Raw genomic sequence first — 21238 nt, forward strand, 5'->3', positions numbered from 1 at the left:
GAGGCCGATATTTCGGCCTAAAACGAAAAATGCAAGGTGCATTTATGGATTATTTTGCCGGTTTTTACCTATTTGTACCCGCAAAATTAAACACGACCCAAATCGGCAGGTAATTCAAAGGCCTCTACAAGTACTGGAAAATGATTATGGCCTAACCCGTATTTCCCACAAGTATTTGGTATAATTCCTGTAACTTAATGGCAGGCAGTAACTTATATCATTTCAACCGCCAATATAGTTGTAGCAGTGTGTAAAATGCCACGAAATTTATTCCACATAAATGTTTGCGAAAGATGTGGGCTATTCCCCGATATCCTCATGCCAGAGCTCCGGGTGCTTTGCAATAAATACCGACATCAATTCTTTGCATTCCCGACTATCAAGCATCACCAGCTCCACTCCCCGCGATTGCAAATATTCCTCTGGTCCCCGGAAGGTCTGGTTTTCCCCGACCACAACCCTGGGGATGCCGTACAAAAGAACCGCACCACTGCACATGTCACATGGGGAAAGTGTTGAATAAAGCGTAGCTCTTTTATATTGTCCTGATTTCAGGCGGCCGCTGTTTTCCAGGCAGTCCATCTCGGCGTGCAGCACGGCACTCTCCTTCTGTACGCGCCTGTTATGTCCCCGTCCCACGATATTTCCATCCAGTTCCAGCACCGACCCAATAGGAATGCCACCTTCCGACAGTCCTTTCCGAGCCTCTTCAATAGCGGCCTGCATGAATTTGTCCATTCCAGTATCTCCAGTTTTAACGTGATCTTTCCCTTTCACTGGCAACAGTATAACAGATCCTCGTTACCATTACTAGGAGCTTGTGGGACTTAGCTATATTTGGATGGATTAGTTATTCCTACCTGTACGGGCACGGTACACGATGCCCCAACATTTTCCAATCCGCAATTAACCCAAAACCTAAAGATTTATCTCACTTCAGTCGCTAGCAGCTGAATCTAACCAGACGCCCCGCGTCAATTGCTTTGGTTACTTTGGACGCAGAGCGACGGTATCAAGCAATTATTGAAATAAAAACGGTTACATGTTATTCCTCTTCTTTTCAACTTTCATTATACCGGCTTTCCTTTTACTATTGCTATTGAAATAGTAAAACCGGTAACAGATTCTCAGCCTGTGACTACATCAAAATATGACGCTATCGTTGTTGGTTCCGGTCCCAATGGACTTGCCGCCGCAGTTGCTTTGGCGCAACAGGGACTGCATGTGAAGGTAATCGAAGCCAAAGAAATTATCGGCGGTGGGACACGAACGCAGGAGCTCACTCTCCCCGGGTTCCATCACGATGTGTGCTCTGCGATTCATCCCATGGCGGTGGCTTCCCCCTATTTCAAGACGCTGCCGCTCGATGAGCACGGGCTGGAATGGATCTACCCGGAATACCCCCTGGCCCACCCGCTCGATGATGAACCGGCGGTCGTAATGCAGACGTCACTGGACAATACAGCAGAGGAACTGGAGATCGATGCCGCGGCTTACCGCAAACTTTTCGAACCGATCGTATTTAACTTCGATCAGCTGGCACCACAGCTGCTGGCTCCTTTTTCTCCTTTTCCCTCCACCCCGCTTCTGATGGCCCGGTTTGGCTGGAATGCCCTCAAGTCGGCCCGGTCGCTGGCATTTGCGAAGTTTAAATCGCACCGCACCCGCGCCCTGTTCGGGGGACTTGCTGCACACAGTATCTTGCCGATGGAAAAACGCATATCAGCAGCTATAGCACTGGTGCTGGGTGCTGTAGGTCATCGCCTGGGCTGGCCGATTCCCAGAGGGGGTTCCCACCAGATTACAAAAGCGCTGGCCTCCTATTTTGAATCGCTGGGCGGTGATATCGAAACGGGCGTCAAAGTAGAATCGCTCGACCAGCTGGAAAGTGCCCGTACGGTGTTCTTTGACCTGACACCGCAGCAAGTACTTGAGATCACAGGTTCTTCTATTCCGAATAGCTATGCAAAAAAGCTACGTCGATACCGCTATGGTGCCGGGGTCTTTAAGCTTGACCTGGCGCTCGAAGGTCCAATTCCCTGGCAAGATAAGCGCTGCCAAAAAGCAGGTACCGTTCACCTTGGCGGCACGTTTGAGGAGATCTCAGCCTCGGAATACGCCATGGCGAATGGCCGGCACATCGACAAGCCGTATGTATTGGTAGCCCAGCAGAGCCTGTTTGATGATACCCGCGCCCCCGGCGACAAGCATACCGCCTGGGCCTACTGCCATGTCCCCAACGGGTCAACACACGACATGACAAGAGCGATAGAAAACCAGATTGAACGGTTTGCCCCAGGCTTTCGTGATCTCATTATCGAACACCATACGATGAATACCGAGCAGATGCACAACTACAACGCTAACTATATCGGCGGAGATATCAATGGGGGGCTGCAGGATATTACCCAGCTCTTCACACGCCCTGCAGGAGTCTTCAATCCGTATCACATCCCACAAACGTCATACTACATCTGCTCCTCATCTACTCCACCCGGCGGCGGAGTTCACGGTATGTGTGGTTACCACGCGGCCCAGGCAGCCCTGAATCGGGAGTTCAGTTGACAGTGTGTCAGTTGGTCAGTTGAACAGGGAACAATTTTTAGTTGTGAGCATGTTATCTATCCACCGGCGACGTTTTTGGTGGTAATTCTTCCGGCCGACCCCCGGTAGATTTTTGTCGCTCAAAAAAGAACAGCACACCAAGATAGAAAAAGTACCAACCTCCGAAGTTATCGTATCACCCAGATTACTTGCGAGAAGAATGTTTGTAGGCCGGAAGTGCAGTTCCACACCATTTGAAACCAATACTCCGACGGTCCAAAGTGTTTAACACTATAGGTATACAGTGTATGATAAAGTATTTCAGGAATCCTGATTTTAGGTTTCATGCTTCCGGACATTACTTATCATGATCCGTGACAGGTAATGTTGCACTCCATGACACCACTTATCACAATTCATAATATTACCATGTTTACCTCCTGACACCTAGTGTCACAACCTCTGGTAGCAGAGGTCGGATGTCATGTAACGATTTGTTTAATAAACTGATTCGCCTATACATGAGGTCTATCCCTATAACTTTGTACTGATTCTCACTATAAGGATATAACCACAAACATTACCGGTCGGGAATACAATTCCTCCCAACTACAGAACGACACGAGGATTACTCATCACGTATTACGCATCACTGGGTATACGGTATCAAAACTCTACATAGCCCTGATCGATCTCCCCTTTCCTCAACTCATTCACCAAGCGGTGAGTTGCTCGTGTAGTTTCGGGAAGCTTGTACCTGGAGAGCGCCTTTCCCACGATAGCTAGTGTATCCTCAAAATCAGTTTTGTGTCCTGGTGAAATATAAATGGGGTTCACATTTGTCCGGCTACGCAGAACTATCCCAATTTTCTCGTTCGCCTCCATCAGATATGAATATTTCCCCTTTTCAGTATCCGGTTCTTCATAGCTGCCCGTCAGCACATTTTTAGCACACCCGATTGTGGGATGATTGGCAAGGATCCCAAAATGCGTGGCGATACCCATTCTGCGTGGATGAGCTATGCCGTGGCCGTCGAGAAGCAGCACATCCGGTTTCTGCCGGCACTGCTCCCACGCCTCCATCAACGCCGGTATCTCCCTAAAAGCCAGCAGTCCCGGGATATACGGGAAGTCGACCTCAGTCGATATCAACGAGCGGGCCTTAACCTCTAAGTTCGGCAGGGAGAGCACCACAATACCCGCATGCACCCGGTTGGAGCCTCTATTAAAAGAGATATCCGCTCCACCAACGGTTTTAATACCTTGGTCCAAGTCCAGGGATTCCAACTCGATTTTATTCCTTAATTCTTCCTGTATTTGGATCGCCTGCTTCGGTGTAATATTTTCGTAGTCCGTCATTCGGGATGGTTTCACATTTGTTCATGTTTCAAATGTATGAAAAAAATGTTCTTATGTGGACTCAACTTGTCTCTGTTACAGTCACTGGATTATTCAATAACCGTTAATAAATATGCTCGACAAATTTTTCAAACTGAGTCAGCATAATACCACAATCCGCCGGGAAGTGATAGCGGGGTTCACCACCTTCCTGACGATGGCTTACATCATCGCCGTAAATCCAAATATTTTGGCTGATGCCGGTATGGATAAAGGTGCACTAATTACCGTTACTGCGTTGACCGCCGCTTTCGGCACGCTGCTGATGGGACTCTGGATCAACGTGCCGCTGGCGATGGCGCCGGGGATGGGACTCAACGCCTTTTTTGCCTACACGCTGGTAGTGGGACAAGGAATTTCCTGGCAGACTGCCCTGGGCGTAGTCTTTATATCAGGCATCGCTTTTTTGGTACTTACAGCCTTTGGATTCCGCGAAAAAATTGTATCCGCCATCCCACACTCTCTGCGGATCGCCATCCCGGGCGGCATCGGGTTGTTTATCACCTTTATCGGCCTGCAGAATATGGAACTGGTGATACTCAGTGAATCCACGCTCGTCACCGTCGGCACCTTTGAGGAACCGGTGGTACTGGGTTTGATCGGGCTGGCCATTACGCTTGTCCTCGAAGCCCGAAACTGGCGCGGTTCAATCCTGATCGGCATTGTGACCACCACCTTGCTGGGGGTTCTGTTCGGCAGTATCAGCCTGCCCGGCACCCTCATTTCGATTCCCCCTTCCATGACGCCAACTGCCTTTGAGCTCGACATCGCCGGGGCATTCCGTTGGGGACTGATGGGCGCTATTTTCTCCTTCATGTTCGTCGATCTCTTTGATTCAGTGGGTACGATCGTGGCGTGTTCCTATGAGGCCGATCTCGTGGAAGAAGATGGCTCGATCGAAAATATCAGCCAGATGCTCGGCGCCGATGCCATCGCCACCTCTGTCGGCGCTCTGCTCGGAACCAGCACCACGACAACTTATGTGGAGTCGGCATCCGGAATTGAGGAGGGCGGTCGCACAGGACTTACGGCGGTCATAGTAGCCCTGCTGTTCCTGGCAGCACTCATTTTTACGCCCGTCATCAGCATCATCCCGGGATACGCTACCGCCCCCGCCCTGATTGTGGTGGGACTTTTCATGTTCAAAAATTTAAAGGAGATTGATTTTAGCAGTTTCGCGGACCTGGTACCCGCATTCATGACCATCGCCCTGATGCCGTTGACCTACAGCATCAGTATGGGCCTCACCTTTGGATTTCTCTCTTTTATATTGATCAAGCTGGTAACCGGGCGGGCAACAGAAATTTCTCTGATAATGTGGGTTATTGGTGTTTTTTCCGCTCTGAACCTACTACTAACAATGTGACTTATTTAGAGAGTAGAGAGGGTTCCCCCCCTGATTTAACGGCTTGGGATGTAACTTTACGAGCAGATGAAGTGTTTGTTCATTTTACCTTAAAGTCTGCTCAGCCCACGGAGTGGCAAAACCAGCCAACTTGGTGGGAATCTGAAGTCATAATTTGTATATATCGGTATTGTTGATTTAATACCCGCGTTAGCGAAAAGCTCTTGTGTCATCCTGAACTTGTTTCAGGATCTCGTAAAGGCAATAACTTTGATACAGAAATATATTATATCAACGCTCAGCGTCATTGCGGGATCCCGGATCGGGTCAGGGATGACACGTGCCGATGAAACGTTATTTAGCACTAAACAGAATATTATTGATAATCTAATAGCATGAATTCAAAACAATTTCGCGCAGAAGCACACAGAATGGTTGACTGGATGGCCGACTATTTTGAGGAAGTGGAGGAATATCCCGTCAAGCCTGATGTTGAACCAGGAGAGATTCTACAGCAATTACCGGCTTCAGCCCCGGAGGAGGGCGAACCGTTTAATGAGATTTTCCAGGATTTCCGGCAGATTATCATGCCAGGAATAACCCACTGGGAGAGTCCCAATTTCATGGCCTATTTCCCGGCCAACAAGAGTTATCCCTCAGTACTGGCTGAGATGTTGACAGCCACCCTCGGGGCGCAGTGCATGAGCTGGGTGACCTCCCCGGCCGCCACTGAACTGGAAGATCGCGTCATGGAGTGGCTTCGCGAAATGACCGGGCTCCCTTCCGACTTCAGCGGCGTTATCCAGGACACCGCTTCCACCTCCACCCTGGTGGCCCTGCTGATGGCCCGGGAACAGGTGACCGGTTTTGAAGTCAATGAATCAGGCTTTCCATCCGACCAAACCTTTACCGTCTATTGCTCTTCGGAAACGCACTCCTCCATCGAAAAGGATGTCAAGATCGCCGGCTTTGGCAAACAAAACCTGCGCAAAGTGAAGGTAGACAGGGACTTTGCCATGAAGCCGGAAGCCCTTGAAAAGATGATCCGTACCGACCTGGAGAATGGATGCAAACCGGCGTGTGTCGTGGCTACGCTGGGCACCACCGGGTCAACAGCGATCGATCCCCTGCCCGAGATTGCCGATATTTGTGCCCGCTATGATATTTTTCTGCATGTCGATGCGGCCTATGCCGGTACTGCCCTGCTGTTGCCGGAATACCGAAAGATGATTGACGGTATCGAGCAGGTGGACTCGTTTGTCTTTAATCCCCATAAATGGATGTTTACTAACTTTGACTGCTCTGCATTCTTTGTCCGTGATGAGGCACAACTTGTCCGAACGTTTGAGATCATCCCCGAATACCTGAAAACGGCAGAGGACGACCGGGTTAAAAACTACCGCGACTGGGGGATCCAGCTGGGACGCCGGTTCCGGGCGCTAAAACTCTGGTTCGTGATTCGCAACTTTGGCGTGGAGGGAATTCGCCAGAAAGTTCGCCGGCATATTCAGCTAGCCCAGGACCTGCAATCAAGGATTGTCGATTCAGATGATTTTGAAATGCTCGCCCCCCTCTCGCTGAACCTCCTCTGTTTCCGCTACCACCCGTCAAATACTTCGGATGAGGAAATGCTCAACCGTTTAAATCGAAAACTACTTGAGAGCGTCAACAATACAGGAAAACTTTTTATTACACATACCAAGCTCGACAACAAGTATACGCTGCGGATGGTCATCGGGAATACCAATGTGGAGCAACGCCATGTAGATAAAGCATGGGATTTAATTAATGAGATGGCAAAGGGATTATAATTAGCAATACCAGCTGAGATCTTTCACAGGTATTGTTGGGGTACGACGCATCGTGTCCTTACCTTTTGTATTTCCGATATATTACGGGTGAGCCCCTTTCATGATAACGATATTACCTACGAATACCCACGCTATGGATTGGGCAAAAGTTCATAATTACAGGTTCCAACCTATAACACATCCGAACTAATATCTTGCTAATTTTTTTGTTCCTTGTAGAAACATAAATCATTAAAAAATGCATTATGGACCTATCAAAAGTAAAAGCACTTGTAACCGGGGGGAGCTCTGGAATTGGAAAAGAAACGGCTAAGCAACTTGTTGAGGCCGGAGGCTCGGTAGTCATCGCGGCGCGCAAAAAAATTCAGCTGAAAGAGGCGGCGGAAGAGACCGGGGCTATTCCCGTTCAGTGTGATGTTGGCAAGGAGGATAACGTTGTACACCTGGTTCAACAAACCGTGAATTATCTGGAGGGATATAACGTGCTCATTAACAATGCCGGGTATGGGCATTTCTCACCGTTGACTGAACTCTCAACTGAAGATTTCGAAAATCAACTGCGCGTAAATACCATCGGTGCAATGATGGTGGCCCGGGAATCGGCGAAGCATTTCATAGACAAGAATTACGGCAACATCATCAACGTCTCGTCCACGGCTGGCAAGCGTGGTTTTGAGGGCGGAACGGCATACGTGGCAAGTAAATTTGCTCTCGGGGGCATGACCGAATGCTGGCGGTCTGAACTACGGCCACACAACATTCGGGTAATGCAGATCAATCCCAGTGAAGTGCAGACGGAGTTCTCAGAAAACGCTGGTTTTGGTAAACGGGAATTCAATGAGAGTAAATTAGTGGCCGGTGATATTGCTGGAACTATCCTCAACATGCTTGCACTGGCTGACCGTGGCTTCATCCCCGAAACCAGTGTTTGGGCTACGAATCCACAAGATTGATCATCCACATTTACTTAAAACATATAAATTGATGATTCTGCCAGATAATCCAAAAGTTAATAAAAAATAACAGAGAGCATACAATGCCGGGGGAAATATGAGAACCGAATGGATCAAGAAAGTCGCAGTAGCCCTGTTCATCTTTGTTTCCATTTGGTGGGGATTATATATCACCTCTCCACCCACTCCCAAATCCACCGGGGCGCCATCGACTGAGTTTTCAGCTGAACGCGCTTTTGAACATGTCAAAAAAATTAGTCCAAAACCGCATATGGTCGGCACCGCCGAACACGATTCGGTGAAGCAATATATTCTCAATGAGCTGGAAAAACTGGGTGTCAATCCACGGATTGAGTCTGGGATCAGTACTGTTAATTTTCGAGGATACCGGGCTGTAGAAACTCAGAATATCATTGCCCGCCTGGAAGGAACTGATTCCGAGCGGACAATCATGCTGATGGCTCATTATGACTCGGCAATCTATGCACCGGGCGCGGCCGATGACGGGTCAGGTGTGGCCGCCATCCTCGAAGTCATTCGGGCGGTAAAAGCTGGAAATCCGCTTAAGAATGATCTCTTGGTTCTCTTTACCGATGGGGAAGAACTGGGTCTCATGGGCGCCCGCCGGTTCGCATCAACGAATCCATTGTTGAAAGAGATCGATCTTATCCTGAACCTGGAGGCGAGGGGCAGCAGCGGCCGTTCGGTCATGTTTGAAACCAACGCTGGCAACGCCAAGTTGATACCGCTGTTTGCGGAGGCCACATCGCACCCCGTGGCGAATTCACTTACCTACAGCATCTATAAAATATTGCCCAACGATACCGACTTTTCAGTCTTCAAACCGCATGGTATCCAGGGACTGAACTTTGCCTTTATTGAAGGGTTTCTGAACTACCACACGATGCAGGATATCCCCGAAAATCTCTCCTTGGCGAGCCTCCAACATCATGGCGAAAACCTGATAGGTAATGTTCGACTTTTCGGTAATCAAAACTTCAATCTTGCAGCCGACTCTGACCTGGTCTATTTCAACAGCCCGGTGGGTGGACTCATATATTATCCCGAAAGCTGGTCGCACTATCTCACCGGGTTCACTGTATTACTTTTCATTCTAATCCTGTTTGTAGGATACCGTCACCGGTGGCTCACTGTCTCAAAAGTATTTTGGGGCTTCATATCGTACCTCGGAATCCTGATCTTTTCGGCCCTGATCACTTGGTACGGATGGCATTTGCTAGAACAATATCTCTTCCCAAAATACCAGTGGATTCAGCATGGAGAGACCTATGCCTACCAGTGGTACCTGTGGTTTTTCATTTCGTTACTTGCCGTCATTACCATCCCGACATTCAGGTGGATAAAGTATAAGATAAACATAAATAACTTACTGGCAGGCATATACTTAACTACTATTGTCTTACTAATCACTTTAACCCTGTACCTGCCTGCAGCCAACTACCTGTTGCTATGGCCTATTTTGTTCGGTCTCCTTGGATGGATACTCACAGCAAATCAGCTGTATACCGAAAAACTGGATACCCGAAGCTTATTGATTCTGGCCACCAGCCAATTCATGTTGCTGTTCATGATTCCGTTCTATATCAAGTTTGTACAGATCACACTCACCACCCAACTACTCGCAGCCAGCATGTTGCTGTACCTTTTTATGCTCGGCCTGCTATACCCATTGATCGACTACATTGTCAGAGGGGCACCACAGCGCATCTACTCTATGCTAGGAGTACTATCCATTGCTTGTTTCATCGGAGCTGCTCTAAACTCTGATTTCAGCCCCACCCAAAAGAAACAGAACAGCCTGATCTATGCCCACAACCTTGACACCGGGAAGAGCTACTGGCTATCCACGGACCACGCCACCGACGAGTGGACCTCCGAGTTTCTCGGCCCAAATCCTAGTGATTCTACATTCTCGGGCTTCCCGGCCCTCGAGGATGAATCTCTGCTCTATTCTCCCGCTCCATCAATCGATATCAGCTCCACGCAAATTGACTTGGTGAGCAACCATATAAATGATTCATTGCGTACAGTTACCCTGCGGTTTGGGCATTCACACCCTGCAAACATGGTCTCTATTACATTCAGTGGCGATAACCAAATTCAAGAAATACAACTAGATGGGCAAAGCTTAGGTGAAAACACACAAAGCACTGATACGCAATACCTTAGAGGATCTGAACTAACATTTTTTAGAAATAGCGAATCATCCTTTACACTACAGGTAACTATACCGGTCCAGAGTAGCAATATGCAGGTACGGACAACCTATTACAGCCTCTCCCTGCCCCCTTCTATTCTGCAAAGTTACCCCCAACGTGCTTCATACATGATGCCAAAGCCAAGGGGATTTTCCAGTGGTACTATGTGGATAAAAACGGTAAGCCTGGAGGAACTAATCAGAGACAAAGGGAACAAATAATTGCAGGTTGAATTACAGATATAAATCGTTGATATCAGCATTTGCCAAATCAATGAACAACTCACTTACCTTTTTCGTTACATTCTCAAAGTAGGCAGCTCCCTTTTCGGCGGTAGCGTTCCGAGGATCTCCCACACCGGTATCCTCAGTTACCTCCGACCATCGGCGTTCAGCCCAGGCCCAGTTCTCATTTAGTGCTTTGATGCGATACTGCTTTGCCGCGCCATCCCCCGCTTCCTCGAGTGGTTTTACCAGGTCAGGAGTAAAGTAGAGCATCAGGCTGGTCTCCATTTCATCGGCGTGGTCTCCGTCGGGCCGGGTAAAATATTTGGATTTGTCGACCGCTTGAAACCAGTTGCAGAAGGTGAGAAACATATCGGGATATTTGACACCCAGCTCCCGGAGCATAGGCTTAAAGTTATTGCCCCCATGACTGTTCAGTATCAGCAGTTTGTGTATGCCCTGTCGATCCAGCACCTCGATGATATCATCCAAAATTGCTGCCTGTGTACTTGGGTGCAAGTTGATGTCGAGTTTGATATCGGTCTGGCCGGTATTTACCCCAAACGGGATGGTTGGCAGAATCATGATCTTTGCCCCCTCCTCCCAAGCCAGGCGACTCGCTTCTGCAGCTATCCTGTCAGCCTCTATAATGTCGGTGGCATAGGGCAGATGATAGTTGTGAGCCTCGGTGGCCCCCCAGGGTAAAATAGCCAGTTCCACCGGCTGATCTTTTAATGTTTTCCAATTGCTTTCAGCCAAAATATATGGTCGCATAATCCTCCCGATTTATCGTTTAAATTCACCTTTCTGATCTTACGTGATCTGCAATAGAAATAAAAGTAATATGAAGCCCCCGGTAACATAGTTCGGAACATCTGGATACTGCTATAGTATCAATTAAAAAACCGGGATTATGAATGTTATAGAAAAAGTGGCTTTTTTGTCAGCTTACAGCTTTGAACATATACGGGAATACAATATTGTTAAAGAGTTGCTTGTGCAGCTTATCTTCTTCATGCCTTTGATCATCCTGCTCATTCTCATGATGTACGATTGATTTCCCTCCGTCGCGCCTTCACTGTCATTACTTGTTTCCACTTCCACTTTCGCCAACTACTCCTTCAGAGCTATAAAACGTATTCCCGGGAATGTTTTACAGGTGTTTGGTGTAAATTCATCTTATGACACGACCAAAAATGTATATCGGGCTGATTGGATGGATACTGGTCAGTTTCCTGGCAGGTTTAGTCGGGGCCATTGTAGAACCGGGCGTATGGTACGAAATGTTGAACAAGCCGGCATGGACCCCTCCCAACTGGGTTTTCCCCGTCGTCTGGCCTATTTTGTATTTATGCATGGGTGTAGCAGCCTGGCTGGTGTGGAAAAAAGCTGGGTTTGACCAAGCCCGCGATGCACTCACCCTCTTCCTCGTTCAACTGGCCCTGAATGGACTCTGGTCTTGGGTGTTTTTTGGCTGGCACCAAATAGGCACGGCCCTCGCAAATATCATGCTGCTGTGGATTATAATCCTCTTCACGACCTTGGCTTTTCGCATCCAAAGCAAAGGGGCTTTCTGGCTGATGGTGCCATACCTTGTGTGGGTAGGCTATGCCACAGCGCTCAATTTCTCTATCTGGAACCTGAACTAACATATGGTTCTGAGCCAATAAATTAGAATGTCACATCAGCCACCACTGGCAGGTGGTCGGATGGGAACCTACCGTCACGGAAGGTGGAGAGAATGCCGTGCCGCAACACAGCTACATTCTCATTAGTAAAAATATAATCGATGCGACGCCCCCCTTCTCCCCTGGATACGCTAAATCCACCGCCTTCATCAAGATAGGTTGCGGTTGGTCCTGAATGTGGCACGCTGGTATGTTCAAAAGCATCTGCCAAGGTTTTGGTAATCACATTGTACGGTGCAGAATTAGGTTGAGTATTGAAATCTCCGGTTAATATAACTGGGGTGGCTTCATCCGATATCTCATTAATTTTTTGCATAATTACCTTCGCACTTTCTTCCCTTGCCTGCTCGCCTCGGTGGTCAAAATGGGTGTTAAAAAACAGGAATTCCTTACCTGAAGTCCGTTCTTTTAATCGGACCCATGTGCAGATACGCGGCAGGGCGGCATCCCAGCCTTTGCTTGGTTTTTCTGTTGTGGGCGACAACCAAAAGGTGCCGTTTTGCAGCATTTCAAAACGCTGTGCGTTATACAAAATGGGTGAAAATTCTCCCTCCAATTTTCCATCCGTGCGACCGACGCCCACCCAGTCATACGCCTCCAACCTGTCATCTAACCACGTAATCTGCCGGTGCAGCGCCTCTTGCAGACCAATGATTTCACCTTTATTGAATTGTATCAGGCTGGCTACCCGGTCCCTGCGATTGGTCCACCGGTTGACCCCGTCATCGGGATTGTCGTAGCGAATATTATAACTCATCACCCGAATTTCCGTTTCCGCATTCGACTGAGCCTGAACGCTTGAGACCATTATTATACTCAACAACAAAAAAGAAAGCAGTTTATAACTGACCATACCAACATTTTTTGGGAGAAAATTAACATCGTAGATAACTATTTATTCTTAAGAATAGCAATAAAGGGATTATTAAAATATACACTTTGTTAACCTGTTCAAGATTATATTAACGTGAGTTCGACATACATATGGAAGTTAAAATTACGTTGAGTTTGAGATCATTTATATTTTGCCCTTATGGTGACCCCTTCTTGTTCTTCCCCTACGAGCAGGGGAAGAGACGCGTTGATTGGCAATCAAATCAGTTAGTACGTCCCTCTCCTTAATTATTACAGAGCCTGTACCGACCACTGTCGGTGAGAGGGTCAACATAGGGCATCTACTCCTTTGGTTGCTGATAAATGATAACAAATGCGATTCCCTTATTTCGAACTCACGCTATATTGGCATCGGCAGCAACATTTTCGGAAAGTAATCATTTTTTGATATAAAATTGGTATTTCTGGCTGCCTTTTCTGTTCTTGCTAACAGAAGGGTTCCAAAAATCAAAAACTGTTTGGAACCATTGGTATAGTCCAACAGGTTTGGGATAAAAATAAATCTACTCTGTTTTGACTCAAATGTCCGACACATATGACTATATCATCGCCGGTGCCGGTTCTTCCGGCTTGAGCTTGGCCTGGCACCTGATCCACGCTGGATTAGACGGCAAAAAAATGCTGGTTGTGGATCAAAACCTGACGCCCACGAATGACAAAACGTGGTGTTTCTGGCAGAAAGAGACCCCTTCATTCGCAGAGGTTATTCACAAAAAGTGGACGCAGTCTGATATTTTTGTAAATGGTGACCACTATCACGAGCAGCTCCGAAAATACCCGTATTATTCCATCCGAAGTTCAAATTATAGTTCAGCGATACTTAATGAGCTTGATCAACATCCGGATGTTGACCTGCTGGAATCTCCAGTTTTAGAGCTTTCGGGGGACGAAATGACAGCCAAACTTAAGTGCAATTCCGGGCATTTCAAAGCTGATTATATTTTCCAAAGTTGCTTTTCCCCGTCCTTAAAAAGACAACCCCGTTATCCACTGTTACAGCACTTCCTGGGTTGGGAGGTAGAAACAAAATCTGATGTTTTTGATGAGAATTCGTTCATTTTGATGGATTTTGACGAGACCTATCGAACGGGGATCGCCTTCATGTATGTACTCCCCTGGAGCTCCAATTCTGCGCTTCTGGAGTATACCATTTTCTCACAGAGTCCCGAGGAACTTTCCGTCTACGAAAAAAAGCTTGAGCTCTATCTCTACAACAGGTATGGCATTAAAAAGCTCGAATACCAGATACAAAGAGTAGAATTCGGCAAAATTCCGATGACTGACTCCATTCATGATCCATGGTACGCCCCGCGTGTGCTGAATCTGGGGGCTAATGCGGGACTTACCAAGCCAAGTACCGGGTATACGTTCCGTCGCATCCAAGAGCACTCCCGAAAGATAGTGGAAAGCCTGATCCGGGATGGCAAGCCCGCCCCTGCCCCGCGTTCACAACGCCGTTTCCGGAACTATGATTTGTGGTTACTACAGATTATACACGATCACCCGCAGGAAGCACTTGATGTTTTCCGAGAGCTCTTTAAGAACAATTCACTGGATGAGGTCTTCCGGTTTTTGGGTGAGGAATCAAATATAAGACAGGATCTGAAAATTATGGCCAGCGTTCCCTGGTGGCCCTTCTTCCGGGCAATATGGAAGACTAAAAATTCTGTTTTTTCCTTCTAAGAAGACTTTCGCTGCCCTTTCTCCCTCCCAATTTTACTGGTCAGTAGCCTCTTCATCTTTGTACACTATTTGATTCCCCAACAGGTAACCGACCGGGCGCAGTGCCGGTATTTCCTCAAATACAACGCGCAAAATACCCACCAGGGGAACAAACAATATCATCCCTGAAACACCCCACAACTGCCCCCCTATAATAAGAGCAATCATGGCAATAAACGGATTAATGCTCACACGCGAACCGATGACACGAGGCGTAATGAAATTGCCCTCCAAAAACTGTACACTCACAAACACCAACACTACGCCCAAGGGAAACAGGAGTGAATCTGTTAAAAACAGTGCATACAGCAGGGGTGGAATGCTACCGATAATAATCCCGATGTATGGGATAATAGCTAGGAAAGCAGCAAAAATCCCGAAAAAAATGGCATGGTCAATCCCGACAATAAGCAGGCCTATAGTATTAAGTACAGCAAGTATCAGGATAACCGTTATCAGGCCCACCAGGTAGTTTTGGGTAACTTCCTGAACTTTACTTACCATTGCATCGACCTGGGAATGGCTCCTCCGCTCAATGATTTTATTTAAAAACGTCTCATACATCTCTTTGTAGTAAAGCATAAAAAAGATGAAAATCGGCATCAGTCCCAGCGTGGTAAACAGGTTGGTTGTCGTATTTACCATTCCAGTCACATATTGGCCACTTTGCTCGATCAAATTATCAAGCGCCTGCTGAAGGTAATCTGTCTGTTGGTCTGGGGCAATACCGAGCTGCTGGTCCACGAAGGTCAGGATATCTGCATTGAACTGTCTCAAACGCTCAGTAACCTGTGGCAGATCTTCGGCAAATTGAACAAACTGCCAACTGAAAAGTGAAAGTATTCCAAAAAAGAGGACTACTACCAAAACCATTGCAATAACAATCGATCCTGCCCGCCCTAGTTTCCACGCCTCCAGGCGTTTGGTGACCGGTACCAAAAGCATAGAAAACAGGGCCGAAAAAGCGAGCGGCATCAAGATAAATTTACCGTACGACAAGATCAGGAACAGCAGCGAAAGCCCAATCAGTATCATCGTACTCTTAAACCAGAAGGGGTACGTCTTCATAGGCAGGATTTTTTGTTTACAGGGTGCTTACTTCAATCCCTCGGTAAGGCTGTTTGCTTTTTCGCTCAGCTGTTCTCCAAAAAATTCAAACGGTACTCGTCCGGTCACCGCATCTTTTACGCCACTGTCCTCAATTACCTGCTGATACGTCTCATAGCAATCAAGAGCAGCCCTGAATTTCTCCATATCTTCGTCACTAGCTTCCACCCAGCAGTTGATCTCTTCAAGTTTCGAAGATTTCAGGTCAAACTTGCTTTCCACCTTCTCTTCGCTGTAATGGGTATAAAAGGCCAGACGTTTGGGATACGTAAGCCCTTCTTTTTTGAGGTCAGCATAGGCTCGCTTGACCACCGCATGCGATACAAGATGATCCTCAAAACCACTGACCCCGTGGACCGCATATGTTACAATCACATCCGGCTTAATTTTGTGGATATGCTCTTTGATTACCTCCTCAATCTCTATAGGATTCATCTTCTTCAACCCGCTGTCAGGCAGGTCCAATACAGTCATCCCCGTCAAATCCAGCACTTGTTCCACACATTGCATCTCTTTGAAGCGGATCTCCCCCATCTCCTGTTTACTTACCCCCAGGCGGTGCCGCTGCTTGGTTGCTTCACCCTTGGTGAGTGTCAGAAGGTACACATTATCGCCCTGCCTCCGCTGAGCTGCAATAGCCGGAGCAGGTCCGAAGGATTCATCATCCGGATGAGGAAAAATATAGAGAATAGTCATACAATCAGTATTTCAGGATGTGTTAGCAAATGTGTTTTTTTAAATCACCAACAAACAATACGCAACTTATTCAACAAACTAAACATCCAAATGGATAATACTGACGCCGATGTGTGCGAAATAGACTCAGTCAGACTAGCTTAAGTTATATTGATTTTGGAAAGTTACCAGTCCATTTGAATGGTACGATTTTGAAAGGTCCCCAACAACCCTGTCCATGTACTTGAAGAGATTATAGAACAACGTTTTTTGCTCTTTCAGGTCAAATTCATTCCCATCCCCGTGCTCGGCATCCCTTAGCTCGGCAAGCTGCTGCCAAAGATTCCTCTGGTAATCCTTGATATAATTAGTGGATAAGATTGAACGCTCATTATTTTGAATATTATAAGCCACAATTTCTGTACGTTCTATAATCTCGTTTAACACCGAACCATTGGGGTTCTGTGACTTTAAATGCTTCAACTGCACAAAAATAATGTCGATCAGGTTTTGAAGAGGATACATCTCGCTGCCCTTTTTTGTCCTTTTGGTAACTGGATTGGCTTTTCCGGATGATAATATTGTATACATGGTTTTTGTCCCCCCATTAATATAAATGTAGCCTGTTTTTGTTTATCGAGTGACGATATACTCTACACTTACCAACGAAAACTACAAAATAGAAACTTCAGCAATTTTACATACATTATAATTAATTAACAAAAAATTATTTTCCCCTAACTCAAATTTTTTTTTCAAAAAACTGCGCGAGAAGCCCCTAACTTCAACTATTTTAAATACTTAAGGCCTGCCGGCAGATAACCGACAGGCATAAGCTTAATCTATTCAAATGAACTAGGAACATCCTGTTGTTGCTCCACAGGTAATACATTTCTGGCATGTACCATTCCGGATCATGGTCATGCTTCCGCATTCAGGGCAGGAGTCGCCGGTATAACCGAGCTGTTTGGCCCGTTCATAATCACTTTCGTAATCCCCTTCGGTTTCAGTCGGAGCCTGTTGCGTTGATTCCGGTGTTCCTGTGACCGGTTCCGTTTTGGGTTGGGGATTCGGCTCCATCTTCTGCCGTTTGGTTGGATCCTGCTGCTCCTCTTCCTTTTTCTCTGAGGGTCGCAGTTTGCGTGTCAGGATCTCCTCTGCCGGAACATGGGCCAGGTCATCGCGACCCAGGTATGTAACCGCAAGTTCTCGGAAAATGTAGTCGATTACCGACGTGGTCATCTTGATATGAGGATTCCCCTGCACCGTGCCGCTGGGCTCAAACTTGGTGAAGGTGAAGGCATCAACGAACTCTTCAAGCGGAACACCGTGCTGCAATCCAAGTGAAATAGCAATTGCAAAGCAGTTCATCAGGCTGCGGAATGCGGCGCCCTCACGATGCATATCGATGAATATTTCACCAATCTGACCGTTATCATATTCACCGGTGCGCAGGTAAACGCTCTGTCCGCCAATTTTAACCTTCTGGGTGTATCCCGTTCGGCGATTGGGCAGACGCTTGCGACTGGCCACATATTTGTGGATAATTTTTTCGGCCGTTTTCACAACCTCATCCTGTGCGGCAGCCGTGGTTTCCTCCTCAGCTTCGAGATCTTCTTCATCCTCAAGCTCATCGAATACATCGCTCAGGCTGTTCAGCGGCTGGCTGAGCTTGGAACCGTCGCGATAGAGCGCATTCGCTTTCAGCATCAGCTCCCAGGAATCCATGTACGCATCCTTGAAGTCGTCGACCGTGGCCTCGTTCGGCAGATTGATGGTTTTGGAAATGGCGCCCGAAATAAACGGTTGCGCGGCAGCCATCATGCGAATATGGCCTTTCGGCTTGATATAGCGTGTCCCAATGCGACCACAACGGTTTGCGCAGTCAAAGACCGGCAGGTGTTCATCTTTCAGGTGAGGCGCTCCTTCAACAGTCATCGTTCCACAGACGTAATCGTTGGCTTCCTGGATTTCTTCACTGCTGTATCCCAGGTGACGCAACATGTCAAACTGCGGATTGGCAAGCTGCTCTTCGGAAAGATCAAGCACCTCTTTGCAGAACTCTTCGCCCAGTGTCCACTGGTTGAACGCAAACTTGATATCGAAACTGCTTGGCAGTGCTTCTTCAATAGCCTCAAGCTGATCGTCGTCGAAGCCCATTTCACGCAGGCTTTCCTCGTTGATGTTCGGACAGCCGTCCAGCGTGCCGTGCCCTTTGGCGTAGTTTACGATATCCTCGATCTCACCGGCGCTGTATCCCATCTTACTCAGTGCTTTCGGTACACTCTGGTTGATAATCTTAAAGTACCCTCCGCCGGCAAGTTTTTTGAATTTGACCAATGCGAAATCGGGCTCGATTCCAGTGGTATCGCAGTCCATCACCAAGCCGATCGTTCCGGTCGGGGCAATCACGGTTACCTGTGCATTGCGGAAGCCGTGCTTTTCACCCAGCTTCACAGCACGATCAGATTCAGCCCGTGCCGCCTTCAGCAGGTAATCCGGGCAGATGCTCGCATCGATGCCCATAGGTTTAACGGTAAGGCCTTCGTACTCATCGGGATCGACATTGTAGGCCGCCCGCTGGTGATTGCGAAGCACGCGTTGCATGTGCTCCTCGTTGCGCTCGTAGGCTTCAAAGGTTCCGAGCTCTTCAGCCATTTCTGCACTGGTTGCATAAGCACCCATATGAATCATGGAGGTTAGGGCACCGGCAATTGCACATCCTTTGTCACTGTCGTATGGAACACCCTGTACCATCAGTGCGGCCCCAAGGTTGGCATAGCCGAGGCCGAGCGTCCTATATATATAGGAGAGATCGGCAATCTCCTTGGATGGGAATTGCGCCATCAATACAGAAATCTCAAGCACGACGGTCCAGATGCGGGATGCATTCTGAATTGATTCGACGTCAAACTCCTTGCACTCATCTGTTTTGAAGTACTTCATCAGGTTGAGTGACGCCAGGTTACAGGCCGTGTTGTCCAGGAACATATATTCTGAACACGGATTACTGGCTTTGATTGGCCCATCTTCGGGGCACGTATGCCACTCGTTGATCGTATCGTGGTACTGGGCACCAGGATCAGCACAAGCCCAGGCTGCGTGGGCAATGTCGTCCCACAGGTCACGCGCACGAATTGTTTTGGATGGTTCCGGCTCCCGACCTTCTTCTTCGGCTTCACGCTTTTCGGTTCGCCAGTACAGGTTCCAGTCGTCATCTTCCTTGACGGCCTTCATAAAGTCGTTGGGCATCCGAACTGAGTTGTTGGAATTCTGTCCACTGACAGTGCCATACGCCTCAGAATCCCAATCGGTATCATAGGTATCAAATTCGAGGTCGGTGTATCCCTGTTCTGCAAGCTGAACGACCCGCTCTATATAATTAAGAGGGACGTGATCCTTCTTGGCTTCCTTAATCGCCTTGCCCAGCTCCTTGTTTTTCAGTGGATCTCGACTGGCAGCGCCGTTAAAAGTACGGCCGTCAATTTCAATCGGCTTGTGGCACAGCTTGATGATCTTTTTGAGGTGCTGCTCCAAAATTTTGGAACCGGTCACGATGGAGGCCACTTTCTTCTCCTCGTGCATCTTCCAGTTTACATATTCCTCGATATCCGGGTGATCCAGATCCAGCGTCACCATCTTGGCGGCACGGCGGGTCGTTCCACCTGATTTAATAGCACCGGCTGCTTTATCACCAATTTTAAGGAAACTCATGAGTCCGGAAGAACGTCCTCCCCCACTCAGCGGTTCACCTTCGCCACGGATAGCAGAAAAGTTAGACCCGGTTCCTGAGCCATACTTAAACAGGCGCGCTTCGCGAACCCATAGGTCCATAATGCCGCCCTCATTCACCAAGTTATCATCAATACTTTGAATGAAGCAGGCGTGTGGCTGTGGATGCGTGTAAGCATCCTCGGATTGTTTCAATTCACCGGTTTTCCCATCTACATAATAATGTCCCTGTGCCGGTCCGTTAATTCCATAAGCCCAGTGCAGTCCGGTGTTAAACCACTGTGGACTGTTGGGAGCGGCCATCTGGTGGGCCAGCATGTAGCAAAGTTCTTCGTAAAATATTTTTGCGTCTTTTTCAGAATCAAAGTAGTCATGTTTCCATCCCCAGTAGGTCCAACACCCGGCCAGTCGGTGAAAAACCTGTCGACTATCGTGCTCGCTGCCAAATTTTTCATCATCATCCAGGTCTTTCATCGCTTTCTCATCGGCCTGGGAACGCTGCAACCATTTGGGAACACCTTTTTCAGCAACCTTTTTAACTTCTGCTGGCACCCCTGCCTTACGGAAATATTTTTGTGCAATAATATCAGTAGATACCTGTGACCACGGCTTGGGCACAATGACCTCATCCATCTTGAATACAACCGAACCGTCGGGATTCTTTATTTCCGACTTCCGGGACACAAATTTCAGATCTCCAAAGGGGGAATCCCAGTCATCCTGGGTGTAGAACCGAGTAAATTTCATAGATAGTCTCCTTTAACTAAACTTTGATTCTTCCATTGATACTATTTTAGAAACGCAATGTGGGGTATGTTAATCAACTACGTCGCTCTACAATAATATAAACCTGCAGAAATACCTTGCAAGCCAAAAGGGTGAAAACTTTTCCACAAAATAGAGGAGTTATCAACAATTAATTCATA

General features: G+C 47.6%; 16 protein-coding genes. 8 read left to right on the forward strand and 8 right to left on the reverse strand.

Features of this window, described 5'->3' with window-relative positions:
- Positions 1 to 300: 300 nt before the first annotated feature.
- Complete coding sequence (locus NC796_RS23050; protein ID WP_310688175.1) at positions 301 to 738, reverse strand: nucleoside deaminase; 438 nt, start codon at positions 736 to 738, stop codon at positions 301 to 303.
- A 396-nt stretch (positions 739 to 1134) separates the two neighbouring features.
- Between NC796_RS23050 and NC796_RS23055 the strand changes: the two genes are divergently transcribed.
- On the forward strand, positions 1135 to 2565 hold the full coding sequence (locus NC796_RS23055) for an NAD(P)/FAD-dependent oxidoreductase (protein WP_310688176.1): 1431 nt from the start codon (positions 1135 to 1137) through the stop codon (positions 2563 to 2565).
- Between the two features lie 645 nt (positions 2566 to 3210).
- Here the strand turns inward: NC796_RS23055 and nfi are convergent.
- Positions 3211 to 3903 carry a deoxyribonuclease V gene (gene nfi / locus NC796_RS23060; protein WP_310688177.1) on the reverse strand — a complete coding sequence of 231 codons (693 nt, stop codon included), beginning with the start codon at positions 3901 to 3903 and terminating at the stop codon, positions 3211 to 3213.
- 106 nt (positions 3904 to 4009) lie between these two features.
- Between nfi and NC796_RS23065 the strand changes: the two genes are divergently transcribed.
- From NC796_RS23065 to NC796_RS23080, 4 genes are all read left to right on the forward strand, one after another.
- Complete coding sequence (locus tag NC796_RS23065) at positions 4010 to 5308, forward strand: NCS2 family permease (RefSeq protein WP_409070412.1); 1299 nt, start codon at positions 4010 to 4012, stop codon at positions 5306 to 5308.
- Positions 5309 to 5682: 374 nt separating this feature from the next.
- Positions 5683 to 7098, forward strand: coding sequence for a pyridoxal-dependent decarboxylase (locus tag NC796_RS23070; protein WP_310688179.1), 1416 nt, complete (start codon positions 5683 to 5685; stop codon positions 7096 to 7098).
- A gap of 245 nt (positions 7099 to 7343) precedes the next feature.
- Positions 7344 to 8051: an SDR family oxidoreductase gene (locus tag NC796_RS23075; protein ID WP_310688180.1), complete on the forward strand. Its 708-nt coding sequence runs from the start codon at positions 7344 to 7346 to the stop codon at positions 8049 to 8051.
- Positions 8052 to 8148: 97 nt separating this feature from the next.
- Positions 8149 to 10491, forward strand: coding sequence for a M20/M25/M40 family metallo-hydrolase (locus tag NC796_RS23080; RefSeq protein WP_310688181.1), 2343 nt, complete (start codon positions 8149 to 8151; stop codon positions 10489 to 10491).
- A gap of 12 nt (positions 10492 to 10503) precedes the next feature.
- On the opposite strand, the gene NC796_RS23085 is transcribed toward NC796_RS23080, so the two are convergent.
- Complete coding sequence (locus tag NC796_RS23085) at positions 10504 to 11268, reverse strand: creatininase family protein (RefSeq protein ID WP_310688182.1); 765 nt, start codon at positions 11266 to 11268, stop codon at positions 10504 to 10506.
- 139 nt (positions 11269 to 11407) lie between these two features.
- On the opposite strand from NC796_RS23085, the gene NC796_RS23090 reads away from it, so the two are divergent.
- Together NC796_RS23090 and NC796_RS23095 are read left to right on the forward strand one after the other, a co-directional pair.
- Positions 11408 to 11551, forward strand: a complete 144-nt coding sequence (locus NC796_RS23090) for a hypothetical protein (RefSeq protein ID WP_310688183.1) — start codon at positions 11408 to 11410, stop codon at positions 11549 to 11551.
- Between the two features lie 124 nt (positions 11552 to 11675).
- Positions 11676 to 12143, forward strand: coding sequence for a TspO/MBR family protein (locus NC796_RS23095; protein WP_310688184.1), 468 nt, complete (start codon positions 11676 to 11678; stop codon positions 12141 to 12143).
- A 22-nt stretch (positions 12144 to 12165) separates the two neighbouring features.
- Here NC796_RS23095 and NC796_RS23100 read toward each other — a convergent pair whose 3' ends face one another.
- Entirely contained in the window at positions 12166 to 13035 is an 870-nt protein-coding gene (locus NC796_RS23100; protein WP_310688185.1) for an endonuclease/exonuclease/phosphatase family protein, read from the reverse strand.
- 563 nt (positions 13036 to 13598) lie between these two features.
- On the opposite strand from NC796_RS23100, the gene NC796_RS23105 reads away from it, so the two are divergent.
- Positions 13599 to 14759: a lycopene cyclase family protein gene (locus NC796_RS23105; protein WP_310688186.1), complete on the forward strand. Its 1161-nt coding sequence runs from the start codon at positions 13599 to 13601 to the stop codon at positions 14757 to 14759.
- A 33-nt stretch (positions 14760 to 14792) separates the two neighbouring features.
- Here the strand turns inward: NC796_RS23105 and NC796_RS23110 are convergent, their stop codons facing one another.
- The 4 genes from NC796_RS23110 to NC796_RS23125 all read right to left on the reverse strand — a co-directional run bounded on the left by NC796_RS23110 (position 14793) and on the right by NC796_RS23125 (position 21059).
- The gene (locus NC796_RS23110) at positions 14793 to 15866 is read right to left on the reverse strand and encodes an AI-2E family transporter (RefSeq protein ID WP_310688187.1); all 1074 of its coding nucleotides are present in this window, start codon (positions 15864 to 15866) and stop codon (positions 14793 to 14795) included.
- A 27-nt stretch (positions 15867 to 15893) separates the two neighbouring features.
- Positions 15894 to 16601, reverse strand: a complete 708-nt coding sequence (locus NC796_RS23115; RefSeq protein WP_310688188.1) for a PIG-L family deacetylase — start codon at positions 16599 to 16601, stop codon at positions 15894 to 15896.
- 135 nt (positions 16602 to 16736) lie between these two features.
- Positions 16737 to 17171, reverse strand: coding sequence for a hypothetical protein (locus NC796_RS23120; protein ID WP_310688189.1), 435 nt, complete (start codon positions 17169 to 17171; stop codon positions 16737 to 16739).
- A 264-nt stretch (positions 17172 to 17435) separates the two neighbouring features.
- Positions 17436 to 21059 (reverse strand): vitamin B12-dependent ribonucleotide reductase, encoded by a 3624-nt coding sequence (locus NC796_RS23125; protein ID WP_310688190.1) that lies wholly within the window; start codon positions 21057 to 21059, stop codon positions 17436 to 17438.
- Between the last annotated feature and the right edge of the window lie 179 nt (positions 21060 to 21238).

The sequence above is a fragment of the Aliifodinibius sp. S!AR15-10 genome (assembly GCF_031569985.1).
GTDB lineage: Bacteria > Bacteroidota > Rhodothermia > Balneolales > Balneolaceae > JAMQKA01.